This window comes from Actinomycetota bacterium (assembly GCA_019347575.1).
Taxonomy (GTDB): Bacteria; Actinomycetota; Nitriliruptoria; order Nitriliruptorales; family Nitriliruptoraceae; genus JAHWKY01.
Genome location: JAHWKY010000003.1, coordinates 126,466 through 150,094 on the forward strand (window position 1 = coordinate 126,466; position 23,629 = coordinate 150,094).

At 69.5% G+C, this 23,629-nt stretch carries 15 protein-coding genes; 9 read left to right on the forward strand and 6 right to left on the reverse strand.

Annotated elements, in window-relative coordinates; all coding sequences use genetic code 11:
- The first annotated feature begins 125 nt into the window (after positions 1 to 125).
- The 3 genes from KY469_02845 to KY469_02855 all read left to right on the forward strand — a co-directional run bounded on the left by KY469_02845 (position 126) and on the right by KY469_02855 (position 10,887).
- Positions 126 to 1,988 (forward strand): CocE/NonD family hydrolase, encoded by a 1,863-nt coding sequence (locus KY469_02845; GenBank protein MBW3662012.1) that lies wholly within the window; start codon positions 126 to 128, stop codon positions 1,986 to 1,988.
- Between the two features lie 355 nt (positions 1,989 to 2,343).
- Positions 2,344 to 2,853 carry a hypothetical protein gene (locus tag KY469_02850; GenBank protein MBW3662013.1) on the forward strand — a complete coding sequence of 170 codons (510 nt, stop codon included), beginning with the start codon at positions 2,344 to 2,346 and terminating at the stop codon, positions 2,851 to 2,853.
- A gap of 339 nt (positions 2,854 to 3,192) precedes the next feature.
- Positions 3,193 to 10,887 (forward strand): tandem-95 repeat protein, encoded by a 7,695-nt coding sequence (locus tag KY469_02855; GenBank protein ID MBW3662014.1) that lies wholly within the window; start codon positions 3,193 to 3,195, stop codon positions 10,885 to 10,887.
- A 71-nt stretch (positions 10,888 to 10,958) separates the two neighbouring features.
- Here KY469_02855 and KY469_02860 read toward each other — a convergent pair whose 3' ends face one another.
- From KY469_02860 to KY469_02880, 5 genes are all read right to left on the reverse strand, one after another.
- Positions 10,959 to 11,261, reverse strand: coding sequence for an EthD family reductase (locus tag KY469_02860; GenBank protein ID MBW3662015.1), 303 nt, complete (start codon positions 11,259 to 11,261; stop codon positions 10,959 to 10,961).
- A 38-nt stretch (positions 11,262 to 11,299) separates the two neighbouring features.
- On the reverse strand, positions 11,300 to 12,385 hold the full coding sequence (locus KY469_02865) for an amidohydrolase (GenBank protein MBW3662016.1): 1,086 nt from the start codon (positions 12,383 to 12,385) through the stop codon (positions 11,300 to 11,302).
- On the reverse strand, positions 12,385 to 13,134 hold the full coding sequence (locus KY469_02870) for a class II aldolase/adducin family protein (protein ID MBW3662017.1): 750 nt from the start codon (positions 13,132 to 13,134) through the stop codon (positions 12,385 to 12,387). The genes KY469_02865 and KY469_02870 overlap by 1 nt, the downstream gene beginning before the upstream one ends.
- Before the next feature lie 136 nt (positions 13,135 to 13,270).
- Positions 13,271 to 13,510: a hypothetical protein gene (locus tag KY469_02875; GenBank protein ID MBW3662018.1), complete on the reverse strand. Its 240-nt coding sequence runs from the start codon at positions 13,508 to 13,510 to the stop codon at positions 13,271 to 13,273.
- 85 nt (positions 13,511 to 13,595) lie between these two features.
- On the reverse strand, positions 13,596 to 15,521 hold the full coding sequence (locus KY469_02880; GenBank protein ID MBW3662019.1) for a protein meaA: 1,926 nt from the start codon (positions 15,519 to 15,521) through the stop codon (positions 13,596 to 13,598).
- 315 nt (positions 15,522 to 15,836) lie between these two features.
- Here KY469_02880 and KY469_02885 point away from each other — a divergent pair, with 315 nt between their 5' ends.
- Positions 15,837 to 16,814, forward strand: coding sequence for a peptidoglycan DD-metalloendopeptidase family protein (locus tag KY469_02885; GenBank protein MBW3662020.1), 978 nt, complete (start codon positions 15,837 to 15,839; stop codon positions 16,812 to 16,814).
- A 43-nt stretch (positions 16,815 to 16,857) separates the two neighbouring features.
- Positions 16,858 to 17,304 (forward strand): DMT family transporter, encoded by a 447-nt coding sequence (locus tag KY469_02890; GenBank protein MBW3662021.1) that lies wholly within the window; start codon positions 16,858 to 16,860, stop codon positions 17,302 to 17,304.
- Positions 17,305 to 17,319: 15 nt separating this feature from the next.
- Here the strand turns inward: KY469_02890 and KY469_02895 are convergent, their stop codons facing one another.
- Positions 17,320 to 17,994, reverse strand: a complete 675-nt coding sequence (locus KY469_02895; GenBank protein ID MBW3662022.1) for an O-methyltransferase — start codon at positions 17,992 to 17,994, stop codon at positions 17,320 to 17,322.
- A 110-nt stretch (positions 17,995 to 18,104) separates the two neighbouring features.
- Between KY469_02895 and KY469_02900 the strand changes: the two genes are divergently transcribed.
- From KY469_02900 to KY469_02915, 4 genes are all read left to right on the forward strand, one after another.
- Positions 18,105 to 18,698 (forward strand): NYN domain-containing protein, encoded by a 594-nt coding sequence (locus tag KY469_02900; GenBank protein MBW3662023.1) that lies wholly within the window; start codon positions 18,105 to 18,107, stop codon positions 18,696 to 18,698.
- A 164-nt stretch (positions 18,699 to 18,862) separates the two neighbouring features.
- Entirely contained in the window at positions 18,863 to 21,400 is a 2,538-nt protein-coding gene (locus KY469_02905; protein MBW3662024.1) for a cell wall-binding repeat-containing protein, read from the forward strand.
- Positions 21,397 to 22,599 carry an arginine deiminase gene (locus KY469_02910; GenBank protein ID MBW3662025.1) on the forward strand — a complete coding sequence of 401 codons (1,203 nt, stop codon included), beginning with the start codon at positions 21,397 to 21,399 and terminating at the stop codon, positions 22,597 to 22,599. The genes KY469_02905 and KY469_02910 overlap by 4 nt, the downstream gene beginning before the upstream one ends.
- 58 nt (positions 22,600 to 22,657) lie before the next feature.
- A complete protein-coding gene (locus KY469_02915; GenBank protein ID MBW3662026.1) occupies positions 22,658 to 23,206 on the forward strand; it encodes a hypothetical protein in 549 nt (182 codons plus the stop codon).
- The last annotated feature ends 423 nt before the right edge of the window (positions 23,207 to 23,629 follow it).

Genomic DNA, 23,629 nt, shown 5'->3' on the forward strand with positions numbered 1-23,629 from the left:
CGGTGGTTCTGGATGCGCGGTGGTGGGTGGGGCGGGCGGAGGCAGGGAACGGCCCCGCTCGTGTCGAACCTCTTCCAGAGCCCCGATACCCCTCCTTCCCGGGGCACCCACCTGGAGGCTTGCTCATGAGGTTGCGAACCGCACTCTCCGGCCTGTTGGCGCCGGTCCTGGCCGCGAGCCTGCTGGCCGCCCACGACGCGCCCCGCGATGCCGGGCCACCGGCGGACTTCATCGCGATGGCCGACCAGCTCTCACAACCGGACTACCCGGACACGGTGACGGTCGTCGAGCAGCTCGTCGTGCCGCACGACGACGTCGACATCTACGTCGAGATCACCAAGCCCGATCCCGAGTTGCACGGCGACGGGCCGTGGCCGGTCATCCTCGAGGCCAGCCCGTACCACGGCACGATCGCCACACGCATCGGCGACCGGATGTTCCCCGATCCGAAGAACCCTGACGGCTCCAGCGCCGGGCTCACGGGCTACTTCGCGCCCCGTGGGTACGCGGTCGCCATGATGGACCTGCGGGGTACAGGGCGCTCCGGCGGGTGCCTGGACCACCTGGGTCCCAACGACGCCAAGGACCTCGAGTACACCATCGAATGGCTCGCGAGCCAGGAGTGGAGCAACGGGCGCGTCGGCATGACCGGCCACAGCTACGTGGGATCCACCCCGTCGGTCGCGGCCGCGCAGCGCCCCGACGGCCTCGTGACGATCATCCCGTCGGCCGGCCTCGCGTCGATGTACGACCACCAGTTCCTCTACGGGGTGCCGTGGCTGCTGCAGTACGTCGGTCCCCAGGCGGCCTACGCCACCCTGGCGACGCAGCGCCACATGCCGTCTCAGGCGCCCGCGCCCCCGGTGATCAGCAGGGGCGACACCGGCGACGACTTCGGCAACCACCCCACCGACACCGGCTGCGGCTGGAAGAGCTCCGCGGCCCTGTCCGGCCCTGGTCAGTACACCGGCCAGTACGAGCGCTGGCACGCCGAGCGTGACTGGCGTGCCCTGGCATCCGAGGCTGACATCCCCGTGTTCATGATCCACGGGGTCAACGACAACGCCGCGCGCATCCCCGCCGCGGAGTGGTTCTTCGGCCACCGGTTCATGCGCCCCGGCGATAAGGTCTGGATCGGGCAGTGGGACCACGGCTCGACGAACGGCCGCTGTGGCGACGTGGACAACAAGCGGGTCTCGCACCCCACGTGCCGCTTCGACCAGATGAAATACGCCATCCACGCCTGGTTCGACAAGCACCTCAAGCAGATGGATGTGGACACCGGCCCCGCCGTCGAGGCGTTCCTGAACGCCGAGAGCGCCCGACCGACTGGCAGCAACCCCAACTCACCCACGAACGACCCGCTCGACCCGATGAGTCCCGAGTGGGGTCGCACGGCGATCACCGACACCGCTTGGCGTCACCCTGACCACCGTGTGGAGCTCCACGCCGACGGCGAAGCGCTGAGCTTCGCGCAGCCGTCCGACGAGCAGTCGCGGACGTTCACGACCAACGCCAACGCGGTGCTGGCCCACGTCGGCAGCGGGTCGGTGACCTTCCTGTCTGACCCGCTCGATGAGGATCTGGTGACGCTCGGGCTCATGCGGATGCAGCTGACGGCGTCGGTCCGCAACAGCCAGGTCGTCCATCTGGTCGCGACACTGTCGCGGCGCGACCCCGCGACGGGTCAGGTGCAGGACATCGGGTACTGCGGGATCCAGCCAAGCCTGCGTGACTCGGTCTCGACGTTCTCGCCGATCGTCCCCGATCAGGCGATGACGCTGCACCCGCAGTGCTTCACCGTCGCTCACCACGTGCCGGCCGGCCAGCAACTCCTGCTGACGATCGGGACGAACGGGAAGCACTTCGCCTCCCACGGCAGCGAACGACAGGTGACGATCTACACCGGACCGGACCACACGAAGATGCTGCTGCCGGTCGTCGAGGATGCCGTCATCCACCCCGACGTGTCGCTGCGGGAGCAGTGATCGGGACTCACTGAGCCACGGCGGAGGGCGGGGGCGATGCCCCGCCCTCCGTGCGCTGGGCCGTTCGCACGGTTCGGGCCAGCGCGATGTGGGTATGTTCCAACATGCTGCGGAACACCCGGTCGAGACCCGAGGCTCCTTCGCCATGTGCCTAATCAACCGGATCGCCATCGGAGCGCTGCTCGCGACCTTGCCGGTCGCGGCGTGCGCAACGGAGGACGGCGAAGGACCGACCCCCACGGATGCCGTACAGCCAGCAGATGACGTAACGACCAGGCCTCGTGCAACGTCGAGTCCCAGCATCCCGGATGACGCCCTGCGCCTCGAAGGGGAGGCTACGGGCACGACAGAGCCTGTGGAGCTGAGTCCCGGACTGGTCCGGGTCGACTTCCGCAGCGACGGTCCCGCTCCGATGCGCATCGAGGTGCAGGGACCGGACGGTCGGCGACAGCTGATCGCCGAGCGGGTTCGGGGCGCCGGCTCTGTGGCCCTCTACGTCCGCGACCCCGGCGAGCATCTGTTCGACGTCGCGGCCGAAGGTGTTTGGGAGCTCGGTGTGAGCCCGGTAAGACCTGACGACGCTCGCCCCCTGCCCGCACGCCTGAACGGCAACGGCACGACCGTTACGGCTCCGTTCCTGGTCGAGGACAGCGTCAGTGTCACCGTGCAGTTCTCGGGCCAGGGACGGCTCGTGCTGCAGCCTCTCGCGGTCACCTCTTCACGGTCGATCGAACCCGTGGCCATCGACGCTCCAGGACGGAGCACTCACACGATCGCCCTCGAGTCGGACACGTACGTGCTGGCGGTCGACACGGTCGATCCATCGGCCCGGTGGACGGTGGAGCTGTCCGCCAAGGCGGCCTGACCACCCGCCGCTACCGCTCTGCACGTGCTGGCTCTGAGCGTGGAGCGCACACCGGACGATCGCGATTTCGTCGTCGGCGGTTGGCGCGCTGGGCGGTCGACCCTCTAGTCCGCGGGGATCAGCACTGCTGGTATGACCGCGTGAGCGCGGTCTTCGGTGTCCGCACGTCGTCGGGTGTGTGGGCCGTTCGGGCTAGCCGGCTCGGACGGTGGCCGCCTCATGTGCGATCGGTGGTGGCGTCACACCATCGTCGGATTCGCTTGCCGTCGTGTCCCCACCGTACGTACCGTCCGCGCTCTTCACGACCCGCTCGGGGTCGCTCGTACCGGGGCACATGTCATGGTTGAAGCATCGAACCTCTCCTTCGCGTACGCACCTTTCCCCCTCCTGACCGGCTTCCGACGGGCCCTCATCGTGCTCCTCGCGGCGGGTGCTCTGCTCGTGGTCGGAGCGTGGCGTGCGGAAGCGGTACCCGGCAACGACGCCTTCGCCTATGCCGCATCTGTCGGTCCGGCTATCCCGACCTCGGTGTCCGCCGATACGGTCGGGGCGACCACCGAGCCCGACGAGCCCCTGCACTGCGACATGGACGCGACCCTGTGGTACGCGTTCACGCCCTCGACGTCGGGCGTGGTCGTCATCGACACGGTCGGCAGCGGCTTCGACACCGTTCTCGCCGTGTTCGACGGTGACCCCTTCGCCGGCGATCCCAGCGCCCCGACGCACCTGATCGATTGCAACGACGACTTCCACGACCTCCAGTCGCAGGTCACGGTCGAAGTCACGTCCGGAACCACCTACCGCATCCAGGTCGGCGGATGGTCGGGTGACACCGGAGCGCTGACCCTGAACCTCGCTGAGGCGCCGGGTGGCGTGATCTCGGGCACGGTCACGGATGCGGCCACCGGGGCGCTGCTCGCGGGCATCTGCGTCGAAACGTGGGGCGAGACCACCATCGGCTACGGCTCCGACGTCACCGACGCTACCGGCTCCTACACGCTCGGCGGGCTCTCCCCCGACAGCTACCGCGTGTACCTCTACGACTGCGGTGGTGGCGGCTACATCGCCGAGTACCACCAGAACGCGCCCGACTGGGAGTCGGCAACGCTGGTCGTCCTCGGCGACGGCGAGCACGTCACGGTCAACGAGGACCTGTCGACTGGGGGGTCGATCTTCGGCCAGGTCACCGAGGCTGGCACCACCACCGGCATCGAGAACGTGTGCGTCACCGCCCACGATCCCGACCTCGGTCTGTGGAGCTACGGCACCACCGATGCGAACGGTGACTACGTCATCGGTGGCGTCGAGGACGGGTCGTACACCGTGTACTTCACTGTCTGCGACACCGGGCCGTTCATCCCCGAGTACTTCGACGACGCCGCCGACGCGACGACCGCGACCCGCGTCGCCGTGAGCTCGGGCGCGGCGACGGAGGTCGACGAGGACCTGTCGCGCGGAGGCGTGATCCATGGGATCGTCTCCGCCGCGGGCGGGGGTGGCGCCATCGGGAACGTCTGTGTACACGTCTACGGCGAGAACACCGGGGTGTGGACCACCGCGTACACGGACGAGGCCGGTCAGTACGAGACCGAGGGCCTGCCCGCGGACAACTACCGCCTCGAGTTCATCGACTGCTCCGGTGTCGGTTACCTCACCGAGTACTACGACGAGCACCGCGACTGGCTCGACTCCGATCTCGTCTCGCTCGCGTTGGGGCAGATGCAGGCGATCAACGAGGATCTCAGCCTCGGCGGCACCATCACGGGTCACGTCACCGATACCACGACGGGAGACCCGATCGAGTTCGTGTGCGTGTCGGTGGAGGATGACGCCGGGATCTGGGGCTCGGACGTAACCGACATGATTGGCCACTACGAGGTGCCGGCGCTGTACCCGGGCATGTACAAGGTCCACTTCTCCGACTGCGGGGGCGGCGGCTACGGCGACGAGTGGTACAACGACCAGACCACCTTCGAGACGGCCGACGCCGTGGAGGTCTTCGCGAACATGCTCACGCATGTCGAAGAGGACCTGAGCTCGGGTGGGCGAATCGAAGGTGTCATCACCGACGCCGGAACGACGGACACCCTGGTCGACATCTGCGTCGACGTCACCGGCAACCTGACCGGTCACTACGGGTTCGACGCCACCGGTGCTGACGGCCACTACTCCATCGGCGGGCTCCCCGCCGACGACTACCGCATCCACTTCTACGACTGCGGTGGCCTGGGCTACCACGAGGAGTACTGGGACGAGCAGCCCGACTGGGCCAGCGCCCACCTCCAGCCGGTTGGCGAGAACCAGACCGTCACGATCGACGAGGACCTCGTGGCGCTCGGCCGCATCGCGGGCACCCTGGTGGATGCCGCGGACGGCGTGACGCCAGCCCAGGGCGTATGCGCGTGGGCCGTCGACGTCCTGGGCGGGGGCTGGTACGGGGCCAACCCCAGCGACGAGTCCGGCGGATACCTCATAACGGGCCTGCCCGACGGTGACTACAAGGTCCTCTTCGAGGACTGCCTCGACGACTACTGGCTGTCCGAGTGGTACGCCGACGCTGCCGACGAGACGTCCGCCACCCCCGTGTCCGTGGTGCAAGGCGTCACCACCTCCGTGGACGAGGACCTCGTCGCAGGTGGTCGGCTCGGAGGCACCGTGCTCTCGGATCTCACCGGCAACGGCGTCGACGGCATCTGCATCGACATCCACGACACCGGCGACCCGGTGGCGCGCGACAGCGCCTGGACGGGGTGGGACGGCGCCTGGCAGAGCAGCGTGCTGCCAGCCGGGGACTACCAGCTGTTCCTCAGCGACTGCACCCGCATGCGCTACCACGACGAGTGGTACGACGACGCAGCCGACCAGACCGGCGCGGCCGAGGTCGCCGTCATCGGCGGCCAGGTCACCGACGTGACCGAGAGCCTGTTCGCGGACAACGTCGCGCCCGATGCGGTGGAAGATGTCTTCGACGTGCTGAAGAACCGTCAGGCCACCCTCTCGCCCCTCGACAACGACACCGATGGTGACGGTGATGGGCTGACGATCACCGCCGTCGAGACGGCCGACGCGGCCGAGCACGGCGTGGTCTCCCACGACGGCTCCACGATCACGTACGTGCCCGCGGCCGGCTTCCTCGGCAGCGACACCTTCGACTACACCGTCGACGACGGCTTCGGGGGGACCGACACCGCGACCATCACGGTGACCGTCGCCGACTGCCCGGACCTCACGCCGGGCATCGACGACGCTGGACTCGTCACCGGCTACGAGTGGGTCGAGTGCAGTGCCATCGATGCCAACGGCCTGAGCCCCCAGGTCACCAGCCACTTCCCTGTGGTCGGTGACTCCATGGGACTGATGACCAGCGGCGACCGGGCGCTCGCCCCGACCGCCAACGACGGAGGCGGCGACGGGCGGGACAACGCCTGGAGCGCGCGCGGCGCGAACGACCCGTCGATACTGCGGCTCGACCTCGATGTCCCCGACGGCGGCACGTGCCTCGCGATGCACGTCGCGTTCATGTCCGAGGAGTACCCGGAGTACGTGGGGAGCGGGTACAACGACGCGTTCCTCGCCGAGCTCGACGCGACCACCTGGTCGGTGAGCGACAGTGTCATCACCGCTCCCGACAACTTCGCGTTGGCTCCCGGTGGAGACCTGCTCTCCATCAACAGCGTCTTCTTCGACGGCGCTCGCGCCATCGTCGACAACGGCACCACCTACGACGGCATGACCGCGCAGCTGCGCGTCCAGACTCCGGTCACCCCGGGTGAGCACAGCCTGTTCCTGACCATCTTCGACCAAGGCGACGGCATCTACGATTCGGCCGCGTTCGTCGACGATCTCCACGTCGAGAGCGACCCGGAGGGGGGCTGCACCGCAGGTGTCAACGCGCTGCCCGAGGCTGAGGACAACACCGCGGCGACGGACGAGGACACCCACGTCGACATCGATGTGCTCGCCAACGACAGCGACGCCGACCTCGACCCGCTCACGATCGTGGCGGTCGACGACCCGGCACACGGCACGGCCACCATCGTCAGCGGCCAGGTGCGCTACGTGCCTGACACGAACTGGTTCGGCACGGAGGACCCGTTCACCTACACCATCGCCGACGCCTTCGGTGGGTTCGCCAGCGCCACGATCAACGTCGATGTCGCCCCGGTGAACGACGCCCCGGTGGCTGACGATCTCGGGGAGACCACCGACGAGGACACGCCCGTCGATGTCACGCTGACCGCCAGCGACGTCGAGGGCGATCCGTTCACGTTCTCGATCGTCGACGGGCCGGCCAGCGGCATCCTGTCCCCCATCGTGGCCGGAGTGGTGACCTACACGCCCGCTGCGGACACGAACGGGATGGACTCGTTCACCTACCGCGCCTCGGATGCGGACGATGGCCCGATCGCGACGGTGACCCTGGACGTCACGGCGGTCAACGATGCCCCCGATGCGGTCGATGACGGGGAGGGCACGGACGAGGACGTCGCGGTCGACGTGGCCGTGCTGGCCAACGACTCCGACGTCGACCTCGTCCACGAGGGCGACACGCTCACGGTTACCGGCGTCAGCGATCCCGCCAACGGCACGGTGTCGATCGCCGTGGACGGGCAGTCGGTGTCCTACACGCCCGACCCGGACTGGTTCGGCGAGGACACGTTCACCTACACGCTCTCCGACGCCGATGGTGCGATGGACACGGCCACGGTGACGGTGACGGTGAACCCGGTCAACGACGCGCCGGTGGCCGACGACCTCGGGGCGATCACCGACGAGGACACCGCGGTCGATGTCACACTGACGGCCAACGACGTCGAGGGCGATCCGTTCGTGTTCTCGATCGTCGTCGGGCCGGCCAGCGGCACGCTGTCGCCCATCGGGGCTGGGGCCTCGGTCGTGACCTACACGCCCGACGCGGACGCGAACGGGATGGACTCGTTCACCTACCGCGCCTCGGATGCCGACGATGGCCCGATCGCGACGGTGACCCTGGACGTCACGCCGGTGAATGACGCGCCGGTGGCGAGCCCTGCGGAGGAGACGACGGCGGAGGACACGCCGCTGGAGGGTGCACTGCTCGCCACGGATGTCGACGGCGACGAGCTGAGCTACGTCGTCGTGGCTCCGCCTGCTCACGGTGAGGTGGTGCTGGGTGTGGGTGAGGCTTTCACGTACACGCCGCACGTGGATTACAACGGCGCGGACTCGTTCACCTTCAAGGCGAACGATGGTGTAGCGGACTCCAACGTGGCTGCGGTGTCCATCACGGTCACGCCCGTCAACGATGCACCTGAGGCCGCGGACAACCTCGCGTGGGTCGTGGAGGAGGACGCTTCCGTGGTGATCATGATGGAGGCGGGAGACGTCGAGGACGATCCGCTGACGTTCTCGATCGTGGCCGGCCCGGAGCACGGTGGGCTGTCGGTGGTGGACGGTAATCAGGTCACCTACACACCTGTTGCGGACTACAGCGGATCGGACTCGTTCACTTTCAGGGCCAACGATGGCGGGCTGGACTCCAACGTCGCCACCATCGGCATCGATGTCACCCCGGTCAACGACGCCCCGACTGTCGACGAGGTCGAGGTCGGGACCAGCCAGAACTCTCCGGTCCAGGTGATCCTCGTCGGTGCCGACGTCGACAACGACCCCTTGGTCTTCTCGATCGTTTCCGGCCCGAGTAGCGGCACGTTGGGACCCGTCTCGGGGAACCAGGTGACGTACACGCCCGACGACGGCTACTTCGGTCCTGACTCGTTCACCTTCAAGGCCAACGACGGGACCGTGGATTCCGGCAGTGCGACCGTGTCGGTCACCGTTCTCGAGAACAGCGCGCCGGTCGCTTCAGCGGTGGAGGCGTCGACTGCCGAGGACACTGCGAAGCAACTGACGCTGCCGGCATCGGACGCGGATGACGACTCGCTGACCTGGTCGATCGTGTCCGCGCCCGTGCACGGCGACCTCGGAGCGCTGGTCGGCAACGTGGTCACGTACACCCCGGACCCTGACTACAACGGGACGGACTCCTTCACGTTCAAGGCGAACGATGGGCTGTCCGACTCGAACGTCGCCACCGTGGACATCACGGTCACGCCGGTCAACGACGCCCCGGAGGCGGCACCCAACACCTACGAGGTCGATGAGGACTCATCGGTCGTGGTGGTGCTGGAGGCTGGCGACGTCGAGGACGATCCGTTGACGTTCTCCATCGTCGCTGGCCCCGACCACGGTTCGCTGTCGTCAGTGTCAGGTGGCGAGGTGACTTACACGCCGGACGCCGACTACGACGGTGTCGATTCGTTCACGTTCAAGGTGAACGACGGCGAGGCGGACTCGAACGTGGCGACGATCGGTCTCGACGTCCTTCCGATCAACGATCCGCCGACGGCGACGGACACTGCGGTGGAGGTGAGTGCCGGCCAGTCGGTCACGGTGACGCTGCCTGCGACCGACGTGGACAACACGAGCTCGCAACTCACCTTCAGCGTCGGAGGATCGCCGTCGAAGGGGACGTTGTCGTCGGTGTCGGGCAACCAGGTCACGTACACGGCGAACGTAGGAACCAGCGGCACCGACTCGTTCACCTTCAAGGTGAACGACGGAGCGGTCGACTCCAACACCGCCACCGTAAGCGTGACCGTGAAGCAGTCGACGACATCCACGAACACGACCGTCGAACCGGGCGGGACGGCGTCCACCGAGGGCACGACGGCCACGTCCGACAACCCCGTCGTGACCGCAGTCACGTCGCCGACTGGTGGTGAGGTCACCGTCCAAGAGGGCGAGCGGACCACGGGCGCCCCGTCGGGCTACCGGATGTTCGACGTCCAGGTCGAGATCCACGCCCCCGACGCCACGGTCGAGGAGCCGCTCCTGTTGGTGTTCCGCGTCCACGAGTCGCAGGTCCCGGACGGTGCACGCAGTCTGACGGTGTTCCGCAACGGGCGGCGCGTGCCGAACCCGTGCACGCACCCAACCTCCGCCCAACCCGACCCCTGCACCGCGTCGATCGTCAAGGATGGCGAGGAGTGGGTCATCACCGTCCGTACCTCGAAGGCCTCGACCTGGAACTTCGGTGAGCAGACCGACGTCGAGTTCGAGCGGCTCTCCGGTGACGGAAGGATCCAGACCGCCGTTGCCATCTCTGCGGACACGTTCACGGCCGCGGACACGGTGATTATCGCCAGGTCGGACAAGTACCCCGACGCGCTCGCGGGCGCCCCGCTGGCTGCGAAGCTGGCAGCGCCGATCCTGCTCACCACCTCGGACGTCCTCGACCCAGCGGTGGCCGCGGAGGTGGACAGGTTGGGTGCCGACCGCGCCATCCTGCTCGGCGGTGAGACCGCGTTGTCGCCGGTGGTGCGCGACCAGCTCCTCGCTCTGGGGGTCGCTACGGTCGATCGGATCGCGGGCAACACGCGCTTCGACACCGCTGCGGAGATCGCCAAGCAGGTCGGTGGAAGGGCCGTCTACGTGACGGAGGGTGCGAACGCCGATGAGGGCCGCGGCTGGCCTGACGCGGTGGCGGTATCCGGGCTGGCGGCGTTCCAGCAACGGCCCATCGTGCTGGCGGAGCGCGACGTGCTGCCTGGTGCGAGCGCCGCGGTCCTGGATGCGCTCGGTGTCACGCAGGCCACCATCGTGGGCGGTGAGGCTGCCGTCTCGGCCGCGGTCGCCGGACAGATCACTCAGCACGACGTGGAGGTGGGACGCATCGCCGGAGCCAACCGCTACGACACCTCACGCCAGGTCGCAGAGTGGGCGGTCGTGGCTGGGATGGATCCGGCGACCCTCTGGGTGGCGACGGGCCTCAACTTCCCCGACGCGCTCGCGGCAGGACCGGCGGTCGCCGCCACCAAGGGCGTGCTGGTGTTGGTCCACGGTCAGACGTTGGACAACGCACCAGCGAGCCTGGAGTACATCGAGGCTCAGGCGGCGAGCATCGCGCGCGTCGCCCTGGTGGGCGGCGACAAGGCGGTGACCGAGACGGTCGCCGGCCAGATCGCCGATGCGATCGCGGCGGCAGGGTCCTAGGTCAGCCTGACGACCGCAAGGACAGCCCCGTTCCGGTGCCCCGGACGGGGCTGTCCTGTCTCACCTGACGACTACAGGTCGTCGCCGGTCAGGACGGTCATCGTCGTGCCGTGCTTCTCCTGGAGCTGCTTCGCATCGTCGAGCGCCTCCTTGGCGGCCTCGGAGTTGAGCCCCTCGCCTAGATCCTCGAGCTCGATGATGGTCACGAGGTGGTAGGCGGGATCGCCGAAGGGTGAGTTCGGGGTTCGGAGGGTCTGCACGCTCTTGAAGCCCGTCCACCGGTGCACGATCTCGGTGTGGGTCGTGCGGTAGTGCTCCTCGAAGCCCTCCACGTCGGTCTCGGGCTTGGTCCACAAGGCGACGAAATGCGGCACGGTCTGCTCCTAGCTCGTCCGGCTCGGTCCCGGTGAGCCTAGAGCCCGTACAGCCGCCGCGGGTTGGCATCGAGAGCCTTGTCCAGCACCTCGTCGCCGAGCGCGGCGTTCACCTCGCGTGTGGTCGTGACGCTGCCGGGGAACTCGCAGTCCCAGTGGGGGTAGTCGCTGGCCCAGATGAGCGCATCCGCCCCGAGGTGCTCGACGAAGTGGGCGACGAAGGGGTCCTCGCACTCGAAGCTGAAGTAGCACTGGCCCCGCTCGATGTACTCGCGCGGGTCGGCCTTCATGCCGGGGATGAGGTCGCCGCGCTTCTCGCGGTGCTCGTGGGCACGGTCGATCCAGTACGGGACCCAGCCGACGCCGCACTCGAGGAACGCCACCCTCAGCGTGGGAAAGCGGTCGAGCACGCCGCCCATGGTCAGGGCGGTGAACGCGACCATCTGGTCGACCGGGAAGCTGATCTGGTGCACCTGCGCGTAGTTGTCGAACAGGTCAGCCGCGGGCAGGGGGTTGTTCATCCCCGGGGCGTTGTGCACCCCGACGGCGAAGCCGGCGTCAGCCACGGCCTCGAAGAAAGGAGTCAGAGCGGGATCGTGGAGGGGTCGGGGCAGCTCGCCGGGGGAGAGGCGCACCGCCGGCGGGATCGTCACGGCGACCGCGCCCCGACCCGCGGCGCGACCGACCTCCTCCGCCGCGCCGGCCACGTCCTGCAGCGCGACGACGGCGACGCCCTTCAACCGGTCCGAGTGGCCGCAGACGTCACCCAGGAGCCAGTCGTTGTAGGCGGTCGCGAAGTCGCGTGCGAAGCCGTGGTCCTCGAAGCTGGTGGTGCCGATGGCGAGGCCGCCGTAGAGCACCTGCACGTCGATGCCCTCGGCATCCATGTCGCGCAGCCGCGCATCGAGGTCGAACGCCCCCTCCATCGCATCGGGGTGCAGCGCGCTCTCGATCGGCACGCCCCGCCCGCGCCCCGCCTGCCGGGGGTAGGGCCGTCCCTCGATGATGGCGGCCGCGCCGCCTTCGACCTCGCCGAACGTCAGCCACTCGGGGTACCGCTCCGACAGTTCGGTCCAAGCGGTCGGGTTCTCGTTGATGTGGGCGTCGGCGTCGATGACCGCCATCACAGGCTCTCGTCGAGGACGGATGGGTCGCGCCGCAGCTCGCGGCGTACCTCGGCCTCCCACAGGTGCGGGAAGGGGACGTGGTCGAAGATGCCGCCGAACTCCTGCACGAACGAGTCGGGCAACGGGACACCGCCCCCGATCTGCTCCACCCGCCACGCCATGCGGCAGCGCCACTCGAGGAACACGGCGCGGTGGTGGGCCTGCTGGATGTCCTTGCCGACCACGAGCACACCGTGGTTGGCCAGCAGGGCGTAGCGGGCGTCTCCGAGACCGCCGGCGGCCTTCCGTGCCGCGTCCTTGTCGGCGACGTTGCCGTCGTAGCTGTCGTAGAGCACAAGGTCGTCCGCGACCTGCGCCGAGGTCTGGTCGTAGACCGGCGGGACGCGCCGGGCGTCGGCCCACACGGTGCCCCACGACGGGTGGTTGTGCACCGCCACGACGACGTCGTCGCGCTGCTCGTGGATCGCCAGGTGCAGCTCGATCGCCGGGGTGACCGTCCAGGGCCCTTCGAGGACGTGACCGTCGACCGTCAGGCGCATGACGTCGCATGCGCGCAGCTCGTCCCACATCAGCCCGAACGGGTTGGTGAGCAGCGTGCCGTCGGGTTGCAGGTAGGTGATGTGGCCGGCCAGGTGATCGTCGTAGCCCTCGCGGTGCAGGATGCGAGCCAGGAGCGCCACCTCCTGGCGGGACGTGAGCTCGGGGATCGACGGTCCGAGCGGGTTGGTCTGGTCGAACAGGTGCACGCCGCCTTCGGGCTGCTCGGAGGCGGTCGTCTCGGTCGATGTCTCGGCACTCACGCTCGTCCCTCCCCCCCGCGCGTCCCTGACGCGGGCGTCAGGGGGGAGCGTACAACGTGTCGCGAGGGAGGACCGCGGGCGATCAGGCGCTGACGCGATCCTCGATGCCCTCGACGCCGGCACGCTCGGCGCAGTGCGCGCAGCAGTAGACGGTGCCGTTGGCCTGCACGCCGTGCCCGACCACCCGGACGCCGCAGACGTCGCACGTCGGGGCGAGGCGGTGCATCGCGCACTCGAACGAGTCGAACGTGTGGGTCTGCCCGTCGAGCTCGATCGTCATCGCGCGGTCGTAGTCGTTGCCACAGGTGTCGCAGGTCGCCATGGTTCCGTCCTCCATCGGGGTTCGCTACTCCCGAGGGTGGCGCAGATGACGGGGCGCCGTGATGGACGAACGACCGGTGTTCAGCTCAGACCAGTTCGGCGACCTGGGCGAGGACCTCGGTGAGTTCGTAGTCCTTGGGGGTGAAGACGGCGGCGACACCGGCCTCGCGGAGCTTGTCGGCGTCGGCGGGCGGGATGATCCCGCCGGCGACGACCGGGATGTCGTGGCCCGCGCCTCGAAGCCCCTCGATCACCTGCGGGACGAGGCCGAGGTGCGATCCGGACAGGATGGACAGCCCGACCAGGTGGACGTCCTCGTCGACGGCCGTGCGGACGATCTGCTCCGGCGTGAGGCGGATGCCCTCGTAGATGACCTCCATGCCGAGGTCGCGGGCGCGGATGGCGACCTGCTCGGCCCCGTTGCTGTGCCCGTCGAGCCCGGGCTTTCCGACGAGGATGCGCAGCTTGCGCCCGACACGCTCCTCCACCGCCGCCACACGTTTCCGGGCAGCCGCCAGCCGGTCAGCCAGCGGTCCGCCCGACGCCAGCGCGCGCTCCGACACGCCGGTCGGGGCGCGGTACTCGCCGAACACCTCGCGCAGCACCCCGGCCCACTCGCCGGTCGTCACGCGCGCCCGTGCGCACTCCAGGGATGGCCCCATGAGGTTGGCGTCGCCCGCAGCGGCCTCGGCCAGCGCGTCCAACGACGCGCCGACCGCTGCATCGTCGCGCCCCGCACGCCACCCCTCCAGACGCTCGAGCTGGTCCCGCTCCGCGGCGTCGTCGATGACGAGGATCCCGCCCTCCTCGTCGACGAGCGGCGAGGGCTCGGCCTCGGTGAAGCGGTTCACCCCGACGACCGTCTGCTCGCCCGACTCGACCCGGCGCATCCGCTGGGCGTTGGAGCGGACGAGCTCGGACTTCATGTGGTCCACGGCCTCGAGCGCCCCGCCCAGCGCCAGCACCTCGTCGAGCTCGGACTGGGCCGCGTCGACGAGGCGCTCGACCTCACGCTGCATCACGACCGATCCCTCGAAGATGTCGTCGTGCTCGAGCAGGTCGGTCTCGAAGGCGAGGATCTGCTGCATCCGCAGGCTGAGCTGCTGGTCCCAGGGTCGCGGGAGCCCGAGCGCCTCGTTCCACGCCGGCAGCTGCACCGCCCGGGCGCGCGCGTCCTTCGACAGGGTCACGCCGAGCATCTCGATCAGGATGCGGCTGATGTTGTTCTCGGGCTGCTGCTCGGTCAGCCCCAGCGAGTTCACCTGCACCCCGTAGCGGAAGCGTCGGTACCTGGGGTCCTGAACGCCGTAGCGGTCGCGGGTGATGCGGTCCCACAGCTCGACGAAGGCGCGCATCTTGGCGACCTCCTCGACGAACCGGATGCCCGCGTTGACGAAGAACGAGATGCGGCCCACCACCTCGGGGAAGCGGTCATCGGGGACGTTGCCGCGCTCGCGGACCGTGTCGAGCACGGCGATCGCGTTGGCCATGGTGAAGGCCAGTTCCTGCACCGGCGCGGCGCCGGCCTCCTGGAGGTGGTAGCTGCAGATGTTCAGCGGGTTCCAGGCGGGGATGTGCTCGACGGTGTGCTCGATGACGTCCGCGGTCAGCCGCATCGACGGCTGGGGCGGGAACGCGTAGGTCCCGCGCGACAGGTACTCCTTCAGGATGTCGTTCTGCGTCGTGCCCCGGAGTTCGCGCGTGTCGGCGCCCTGCTCCTCCGCGACCGCGACGTACAGCGCGAGCAGCCACATCGCCGTGGCGTTGATCGTCATCGACGTGTTCATCTGCTCGAGCGGGATGCCCTCGAACAGGGCACGCATGTCCTCGATCGACGAGATGGGGACCCCGACCTTGCCCACCTCGCCCCGCGCGAGCACGTGGTCGCTGTCGTAGCCGGTCTGGGTGGGCAGATCGAAGGCCACCGACAGGCCCGTCTGGCCCTTCGCGAGGTTGGTCCGGTACAGCTCGTTGGAGGCCGCTGCCGAGGAGTGACCCGAGTAGGTCCGCATGATCCAGGGACGGTCCACAGCTACCTCCAGGACGGCTCCGAGCGTACCGCCGGGCACGCCCTGGCCCGCCTCCCGTGCGACCGGTATGACCGAACCGCCCGATCCGTCCGGTTCGCTGCGACGTCAGCGCGTCCCGCATCGCTCGCAGGTGTTGTCACACCGGATGTCGTATAGGCTCCGTGGCCAGGTCCACCCCTCCCCTCTGGTGGACCGCCCGCGTCCCGTCCCCAGGCGCGAACCACCTGACCCCGAGCTGGTGAGTCCGACCTGAGTACACGCACGCTGTCACGTCCCCGCGCCCGTGCGGTGCGGCGGGTGGTGGTCACCCTCCTCGTGCTCGCCCTGTCGCTGACCGGTTCGGCCACGGCCCAGGACCTCGAGGACGTCGTCGAGCAGCGCGAGGAGCTCGAGGCCGAGCTCGATCAGGCCGTCGCCGCCTGGGAGGATCTGGTCGCTCGCCTCGCGACCGCGGAGGAGGAGCTGGCCCAGCTCGAGACCCGGGTCGCGGCCCTCGAGGCCGAGGCCCAGGAGGTCAACGCCGCCCTCGCGGACCGTGCCCGCGCCGCTTTCAAGCGCGGCGACGGGTCGATGCTGACCACGATGCTCGGAGCCGAGGGCCCTGAGGGAGCGCTCGAACGTGCCCAGTTCCTCGTGGCCCTGACGGGCCGTGACCGCGGCCAGCTCGAGGGCGCCACCAACCTCAAGGTCCAGCTGCAGCAGTCCCGCACCCTGCTCGAGGACAAGGCGGCAGAGCTCGCCAGCCTGCGCGAGGAGATGGCCGCGATCCAAGCCGACCTCGAGGGCCGCCTGTCGTCGGTCAAGGTCAAGGAAGCCGAGCTGCGCAGTCGTCGCGAGCGGCAGCGGACCATCTCCAACGGCGTCCAGAACGGCACCTACGCCTGCATCATCGCGGCGCCCTACCACTTCCGCGACACCTGGGGACATCCCCGGTCGGGTGGACGTCGACACAAGGGCACCGACGTGATGGGCCAGATGAACGCCCAGGTCTACGCCTTCACCCACGGCCGCATCTCGCGGCTGAGCAACGGCGGCCTCGGCGGCATCTCGGTGTACCTGTGGGGCGACGACGACGTCGAATACTTCTACACCCACCTCAACGGCTACGCCCCGGGCGTCCACGTCGGCATGCGCGTCGAGGCTGGGCAGTGGATCGCACTGAACGGCAACACCGGCAACGCGCGCGGTGGCGCCCCGCACATCCACTTCGAGATCCACCCCGGTGGTGGCGGTGCCGTGAATCCCTACCCGTGGCTCAGCCCCGCGTGCTTCTGATCTTGGCGAAGGCGCAACCGCGCTATCGATCGGGACGCCACCGGTGACGACACCGCTCGCGGTTGTCCTCGCGGCGGTTGGGGGCGCGCTCATCGCGACGCAGGGGGCGCTGCTCGGCCCGTTCTCGGACCGGGTCCGCAACGTCATGGTCGTGGCGCTGTGGGTCCACGTCGCCGGGGCGGTGTTCGCCGGAGCGGTCGTGCTCTTCGGCCGCTACGAGCTGGGCATCACCGAGCTCCGCAGCGCCCCGTGGCTGTTGCTCGCCGGTGTGGCCGGCGTCGGTATCGTCGCGTCGATCGGTGCCGTGGTGGGCTACCTCGGTCTGGGCACCACGCTGGCGGTGCTCACCGGCGTGCAGCTGCTCATCGCGCTCCTGCTTGATGCCTCCGGGATCCTCGAACGCACGGTCGAGCTGAGCCTCCAGCGGGTGCTCGGCGCGGGCCTGATCGTGGTCGGCGTGCTGCTGGTGTTCGGGCGCGGCGAGGGCTGATCCGCCAGGCTGAGCTCAGGCCACGCGCAGCGCCACGAGGACCCCGTCGCGGATGGGCACGATGCTGGAGACGAAGTCGGGGTCCTCGGTGACGAGCCGGTTGTGCTCCTGGATCGCGGCGGTCCAGCCCTCGAGGCCCGGTCGGTCGTCGCCGGTGACGACGTGGCCGTCCCAGAGCGTGTTGTCGCACAGGTACAAGCCGCCCATGCGGATGCGCGACCGCGCCGCGCGCCAGCAGTCGGGGTAGCCGTCCTTGTCGACGTCGCAGTACACGATGTCGAAGGTGCCATCCTCAGTCGCGAACGACTCCAGCGCGTCACCCACGTGGTAACGGACACGGTCCCACAGACCCGCGCGTGTGAGGTAGCCCTCGGCGTCGCGAGCGTTCCCCGGGTCGCCGTCCGTGCACACCACCTCGCCGTCCGCCCCGACGGCGCGGGCGAACCAGTAGGCCGAGTAGCCGTACCCCGATCCCAACTCCATCACCCGTTCGGCCCCGATGGCGCGTGCCTGGGTCTCGAGGAAACGTCCGACGGCTCGGCCGACGATCGGGAAGCCGTGCTCCTCGGCCCGTTGCTCCATGTCCTCGAGCACGTCCGAGCCGTGCTGTACCGCTGCGAGAGCGGTCAGGTAGTCGCTGACCTGTTCGTCGAGTAGCCCGGTCACCGTCGCCTCCTGGTCGTCACTCACGCTATCCGCGGGTCGGGGTTGTGGCCGTTGCGACCAGCATCTGACCCAGAGTGGGATCTCGCGCGTGCCGCCCGGGCGTACCCTCGTGCCAGATCTCCTCGAGGGAGCGCATGCGCCACCTGCTGCTGTGGGACGCACCGAACATCGACATGACCGTCGCCAACATCATCGACGGCAAGCCGACCTCGAAGGAACGTCCGGACCTGCACGTCCTCGGCAAGTGGCTCGTCGACCGCGCTGCGGGCGGCGATGTCGAGGCGTGCGTCTTCATCAACGTCGCCCCGCACGTCGCCGGGCCCCTGCGCGGCTGGGTGCTGTGGCTGCTCGAGCAGGGCTACCGCGTGTTCGCCAGGCCGAAGGTCGGCGACAGCGACGTGGACGAGGACATGCTCGCGCACATCCACGCCCGAGCAGCGGATGGCGACCTCGGTGCGGTCTACGTGGGCTCGAACGACGCCAGGAACTTCCTCCAGCCGCTCGAGACGCTCGCAGGCGACGAGGTGGCGGTCCACGCGCTGGGGTTCACCGAGTACGCCGGCGGACTGTCGACCAGCGATCTCATCACCTTCGTGGACCTCGAGGACATCCCCGGTCTGTTCGAGCAGGCGCTCCCACGCATCAACCTCGAGGTGCTGCCCGACGAGGGCCGCTGGTTCGAGCCGACGGGCACGCTGGGTGTCGCCGTCGGGGAGGACGTCGCCTGACGTCGCGGGTGGCTCCTGCCGCCGCAGGTACGTGACCGCAGGCGCTCCGTGCGGCACAGTTGCGGTTCCACCGAGCATCAGGGACGCTCGGTGATTCCTGTGCTCAAGCAGGCCGAAGGCCGGTAGCACGATGGTGGTGGGGGACGATGACACGAGGGTGGTCTGTGAGTGCGAGAACGCAGCGTGGGGTCGGGGCGCGGACGCCCACGATCCTGCTCCTGCTCGTCCTGACAGCGGTCGCGTGGGTCCTCCCCCTCGCGCCCTCGTCGAGCGAGCCGCCGAGCACCCGGACCCGCCACGTCACCGTCGCGCCGCCCGGGCAGACGGGGGCGGCGCGATGGGCGATCGCGGAGCGCATCGACGCCGGTGACGCCGTCCTCGTCGGTGCCGACTGGGGCGGCGACCACGACGTCGAGGTCGAGGTCCGCGCCCGTCGGGGCCAGCGCTGGGATCCCTGGCAGGAGCTGCACCTGCCCGACGACCACGGACCCGATCCCGGTTCCACCGAGGCGGAACGTGCCGTGAGCGCGACCGTCAGCGACCCGGTGTGGCTCGGCCCCTCCGACGAGATCGAGGTGCGCGTCCGAGGTCAGCTGCAGCGGCCGGTCGACCTCACGCTCGTCGAGGTGGGCGGCGGAGACGGGCTGGCGTACACGCCGCCCCAGCTGCACCGTGGCTCGGGGACCGCGCACGCCGCGACCACCCAACCCGAGATCCTCAGCCGCGCCTCGTGGGGCGCCAACGAGGACATCCGCAAGTACGTGCCGCTGTACGCGGGGGACGCCCGCTTCGCGGTCGTGCACCACACCGCTGGCTCGAACAGCTACTCGCGCGAGGAAGCCGACGACGTGGTGCGAGCGATCTACTCCTACCACGTCGAGAGTCGCGGCTGGGACGACATCGCCTACAACTTCCTCATCGACCGCTACGGGACCATCTACGAAGGGCGCTCCGGGGGCATCACGGAGGCGGTGATCGGGGCGCACGCCGCCGGCTGGAACGAGGGCTCGTTCGGCGTAGCGGTGATGGGCGACTTCACCTCCACCGAGCCGACCCAGGCGTCACTCGACGCGCTCGACCGCCTGCTCGCCTGGAAACTCGATGTGCACCACATCAACCCGCACGGCGAGACCACCGAGATCGCCGGCGGAGGCTCGAGCAACCGCTACGACCGCGGTGACCGGGTCACCTTCCCGACCATCATCGGGCACCGCACGAACAACCACACCACCTGTCCGGGCGAGCGGCTGTTCGACCACGTGATCGGGTCCGACCCGATCGCCGACCGTGTCGAGGCCATCGGGCTGCCGAAGGCCTACGGCGGCCTGCCGGCTGCCCGCGAGCAGCCACAGGTGGGCAACCGGCCCAACGTCGCGGCGGTCTTCACCGACGACCTCGACTGGCAGTTCACGATCCGGGACGAGGAGACCGGCGAGCTCGTGCGTTCCACGGGAGGTGTCCACCAGTCCGAGGTGGACCTGGTGTGGGATCTGCGTGATGCCGCCGGGACGCCCGTCCCACCGGGCGCCTACGTGGCGGAGCTGCAGGCCCGGCTCGGCACCGACGAGATCACACCGGTCACGACCGAGATCGAGGTCACGCCACCGGCAGAACGGCGCGGTGGCGAGACGCGCATCGAGACCGCGGTCGAGCTGTCACGGTGGGCCTTCCCGAGCGCGCGCCGCGTCGTCATCGCTGCGGCATCGGCCTACCCGGATGCACTGGTCGCCACACCACTCGCGGGCTCGTTCGGCGGACCCGTGCTGCTCGTCGACCGCAAGGTCGTGCCCGAGGTGGTGATCGAGGAGATCCGTAGGCTCGGAGCCGACGAGGCCTGGATCGTCGGAGGGACCGCTCGCATCTCGAAGCAGGTCGAGGAACAGCTCGTTCGCGAGACGCGCGTGCCAGCAGATGCGATCCACCGTCGGGCAGGCATCGACCGGTTCGAGACCGCCGCCGCGGTCGCCGAGACCGTCATCGCCCGCGAGGACCCGACCGAGGTGCTGCTCGCCCTCGGTGCGCACCCTGATGACACCCGCGCCTTCCCGGACGCGCTCTCGGCCGGGGCGTTCGGGGCCGAGTTCGACCTTCCGGTCCTGCTGACGCAGGGCACGTTCCTGCCGGCACGGACCCGGGAGGTCCTCGCCAGCCGGCCGTGGGAGGACGGCATCCGCGTGTTCGGCGGCGAGGCCGCGGTGAGCGCCGCGGTCGCGGACGCCGCCCGGGACGCGGCCAGCGGGACGGGTGTGTTCCGCTTCGCAGGCGCCGACCGCTACGACACCAGCCGACTCGCCGCCGAGGAGACCCTGCGGCGGTGGCAGGAGCGCATCGAGGAGGAGGGTCCCGACCCCAACGACGACCCGACCGGCCTCGAGGTCGTGCTCTCGTCCGGGCTCAACTGGCCCGATGCGCTCGGGGCCGGTGCCGCGGCGGACCGTCGCAACGCCGTGTTCCTGCTCGTCCACGCCGCCGAGGTCGGGCGCTCGGCCGCGGTCCAGGAGTGGCTCACCGACAACGCGGTCACGCTCGCGCACGGCCTGATCAGCGGCGGGCCCGAGGCGGTCGACGACGAGGTCGTGGATGCCATCGGCTCGATCATCGCGTCCGCCGGTCCACACCAGGACGATCCCGAGACGTGGGCGCCCGACCCCTTCGCCCCCCAGCCCGAACCGAGTCCGACCGCGATCCCCACGTTGCCGTGACCGGCTCGATCCGCTCGGAGGTCGGGGCGCTGCGTCAGGTGCTGGTGCACCGCCCCGGTACCGAGCTGCGGCGGATCACCCCATCCAACAAGGAGGAGCTGCTCTTCGACGAGCTGCTCTGGGTCGATCGCGCGAGGGAGGAGCACGCGGCGTTCGTCGACGTGCTCCGCGAGAGCGGGGCCGAGGTGCTGTTCGTCCAGGACCTGCTGACCGACGTGCTGGAGGACGACGCTCTCGCCGCCGAGGTGGTCGCTCGACACGTGACCGATGACGCCTGCGGGCCCGAACTCGCGGCACGGGTCCGCTCCTTCCTCCTGGAGGGCCCCACCGACGAGTTGGTCCGCCACCTCGTCGGTGGTGTCTCAGTCGAGGAGGTCGGCTCGGGAGCCGGCCTGGTGGCGCGTATCCTGGCCCCCTCCGAGATGCTGCTCGCACCCCTGCCGAACCTGGTGTTCATGCGCGACTCCTCCGCCTGGGTCGGTGAGGGTGTCCTCCTCTCGCCGATGAACCGGCTCGTCCGACGCCGCGAAGCCGATCTGCTCCGGCTGGTCTACGACCGTCACCCGCGCTTCGTGGACACGCCGGTGTGGTTCGGAGGAGAACGGCGCGAGTACTTCCCCGCGACGGTCGAGGGCGGCGACGTCCTCGTCGTCGGTGACCGTGGGCTCGCCATCGGTATCTCGGAGCGCACGACGCCGCAGGGGGTCGAAGCCCTCGCCACGCGGCTGTTCGAGGCTGACGTGGTCGATCGCATCCTCGCCGTCGATCTGCCGAAGGTCCGCGCAGCCATGCACCTCGACACCGTGGTCACGATGGTCGACGTCGATGCGTTCATCGTCTACCCATCGATCACCCCGGAGGTCCGCACCTTCCAGGTGACCCCGACGAAGAAGGCGCTGCGGGTCGAGCAAGCCGACGGGCTGCTACAGGGTCTGGCCTGGGCGGCGGGGCTCGACCACGCCCGCGGCATCGAGCCGGCCCTCGGTTCGGTGCAGGCCGAACGCGAGCAGTGGAACGACGCCAACAACACCCTGGCCGTCCGCCCCGGGGAGGTGGTCGCCTACGAGCGCAACGTCGCGACCAACAGCATCCTCAGCGACGCCGGGATCACGGTCCGGACCATCCCCAGCTACGAGCTCCCCCGGGGCCGGGGCGGTCCGCGCTGCATGACGTGCCCGATCCTGCGCGACCCCCTGTAGGCGGCGGGGAACCACGGCACCGGTACGGGCGTCCCACACGGTACTCGGGAGGTGGATCTTGGAACGTTTCACCGCAGCGCTACCGATGCTCCTGGTCGCCGCGTTCGCCCTCGTCGTGCTCCTGCCCGCCCCGGCACGCGCCTGCTCGTGCGCGTTGCAGACGCCGGCGGAGGCGCTCCGGACCGCTGACGCGGCCGTCGTCGGCACGGTCGTGGACGTCGCGAAGGGACCCGGCGTGGGCTTCGACGCTGCCGTGACCTACGCGCTCGAGGTAGAGGCGGTCCTCGCCGGTCAGCTCCCCGAGCGGCTCGAGGTCCACTCGTCCGCCGACTCCGCATCGTGTGGACTCAGCGCCACCGCGGGCGATCGCCTCGGCTTGCTGCTCTACCCCGGCGATGCCGGCTGGCACGGCAACCTCTGTTCGACCTACGACGCGGACGAACTCCTCACGGCCGGGCCCGCGACCGCCCCGACCCCGCTGCCACCGGACGACCCTGACCCCGGCGACGAGCGCGGTGTGGACGGCTGGCTGCCGTTGGCGGGCGCCATCACCGGGTCCCTGGCGATGTTCGGGGCGCTGGCCCTGTGGGTCCGGCGTCGAGCTTGAAGTGTTGGGTGCGCTGTGGCGTACTCAACGCTTCAACGCCGGGAGGTCGCGGCTAGCTAGCTAGTTAGTATGGGTCCCCGCGGCTGAAGCGGAGCCACGACGGAGGAGTGAGCAATGCGTCCGTCAGCAAGGCTCGCGCTCCTCGTGACCGTCGTCCTTGCCGCTGCCGCATGCGACTCCACTACGCAAGCAGCCAGGCAGGGCGCCCCTCAAGGCACGGTTGCTCCCGGCGCCACGGCCGGTGTCGGCGAAAACGAACTCAGCCTACCGGGGGTTCCTGAGGCACAAGGGGAGGCACAAGGGGGCGACGTCGGTCCCGGCGGAGACCTCGACGTGGAGGCCCCAGGTCGGCAGCAGACTGATGGAGCAGGCGGTGGCGAGCCAACGGAGGGACGTGCTCCGGCGAGCGGCCGCGCAGCGGGG

Coding starts and splice junctions, on each gene's coding strand:
- KY469_02845 (MBW3662012.1), top strand. CDS start 126: ATGAGGTTGCGAACCGCACTCTCCGGCCTGTTGGCGCCGGTCCTGGCC.
- KY469_02855 (MBW3662014.1), top strand. CDS start 3,193: ATGGTTGAAGCATCGAACCTCTCCTTCGCGTACGCACCTTTCCCCCTC.
- KY469_02865 (MBW3662016.1), bottom strand. CDS start 12,385: ATGGCGGTCATCGACGCCGACGCCCACATCAACGAGAACCCGACCGCT.
- KY469_02875 (MBW3662018.1), bottom strand. CDS start 13,510: ATGGCGACCTGCGACACCTGTGGCAACGACTACGACCGCGCGATGACG.
- KY469_02880 (MBW3662019.1), bottom strand. CDS start 15,521: ATGCGGACCTACTCGGGTCACTCCTCGGCAGCGGCCTCCAACGAGCTG.
- KY469_02900 (MBW3662023.1), top strand. CDS start 18,105: ATGCGCCACCTGCTGCTGTGGGACGCACCGAACATCGACATGACCGTC.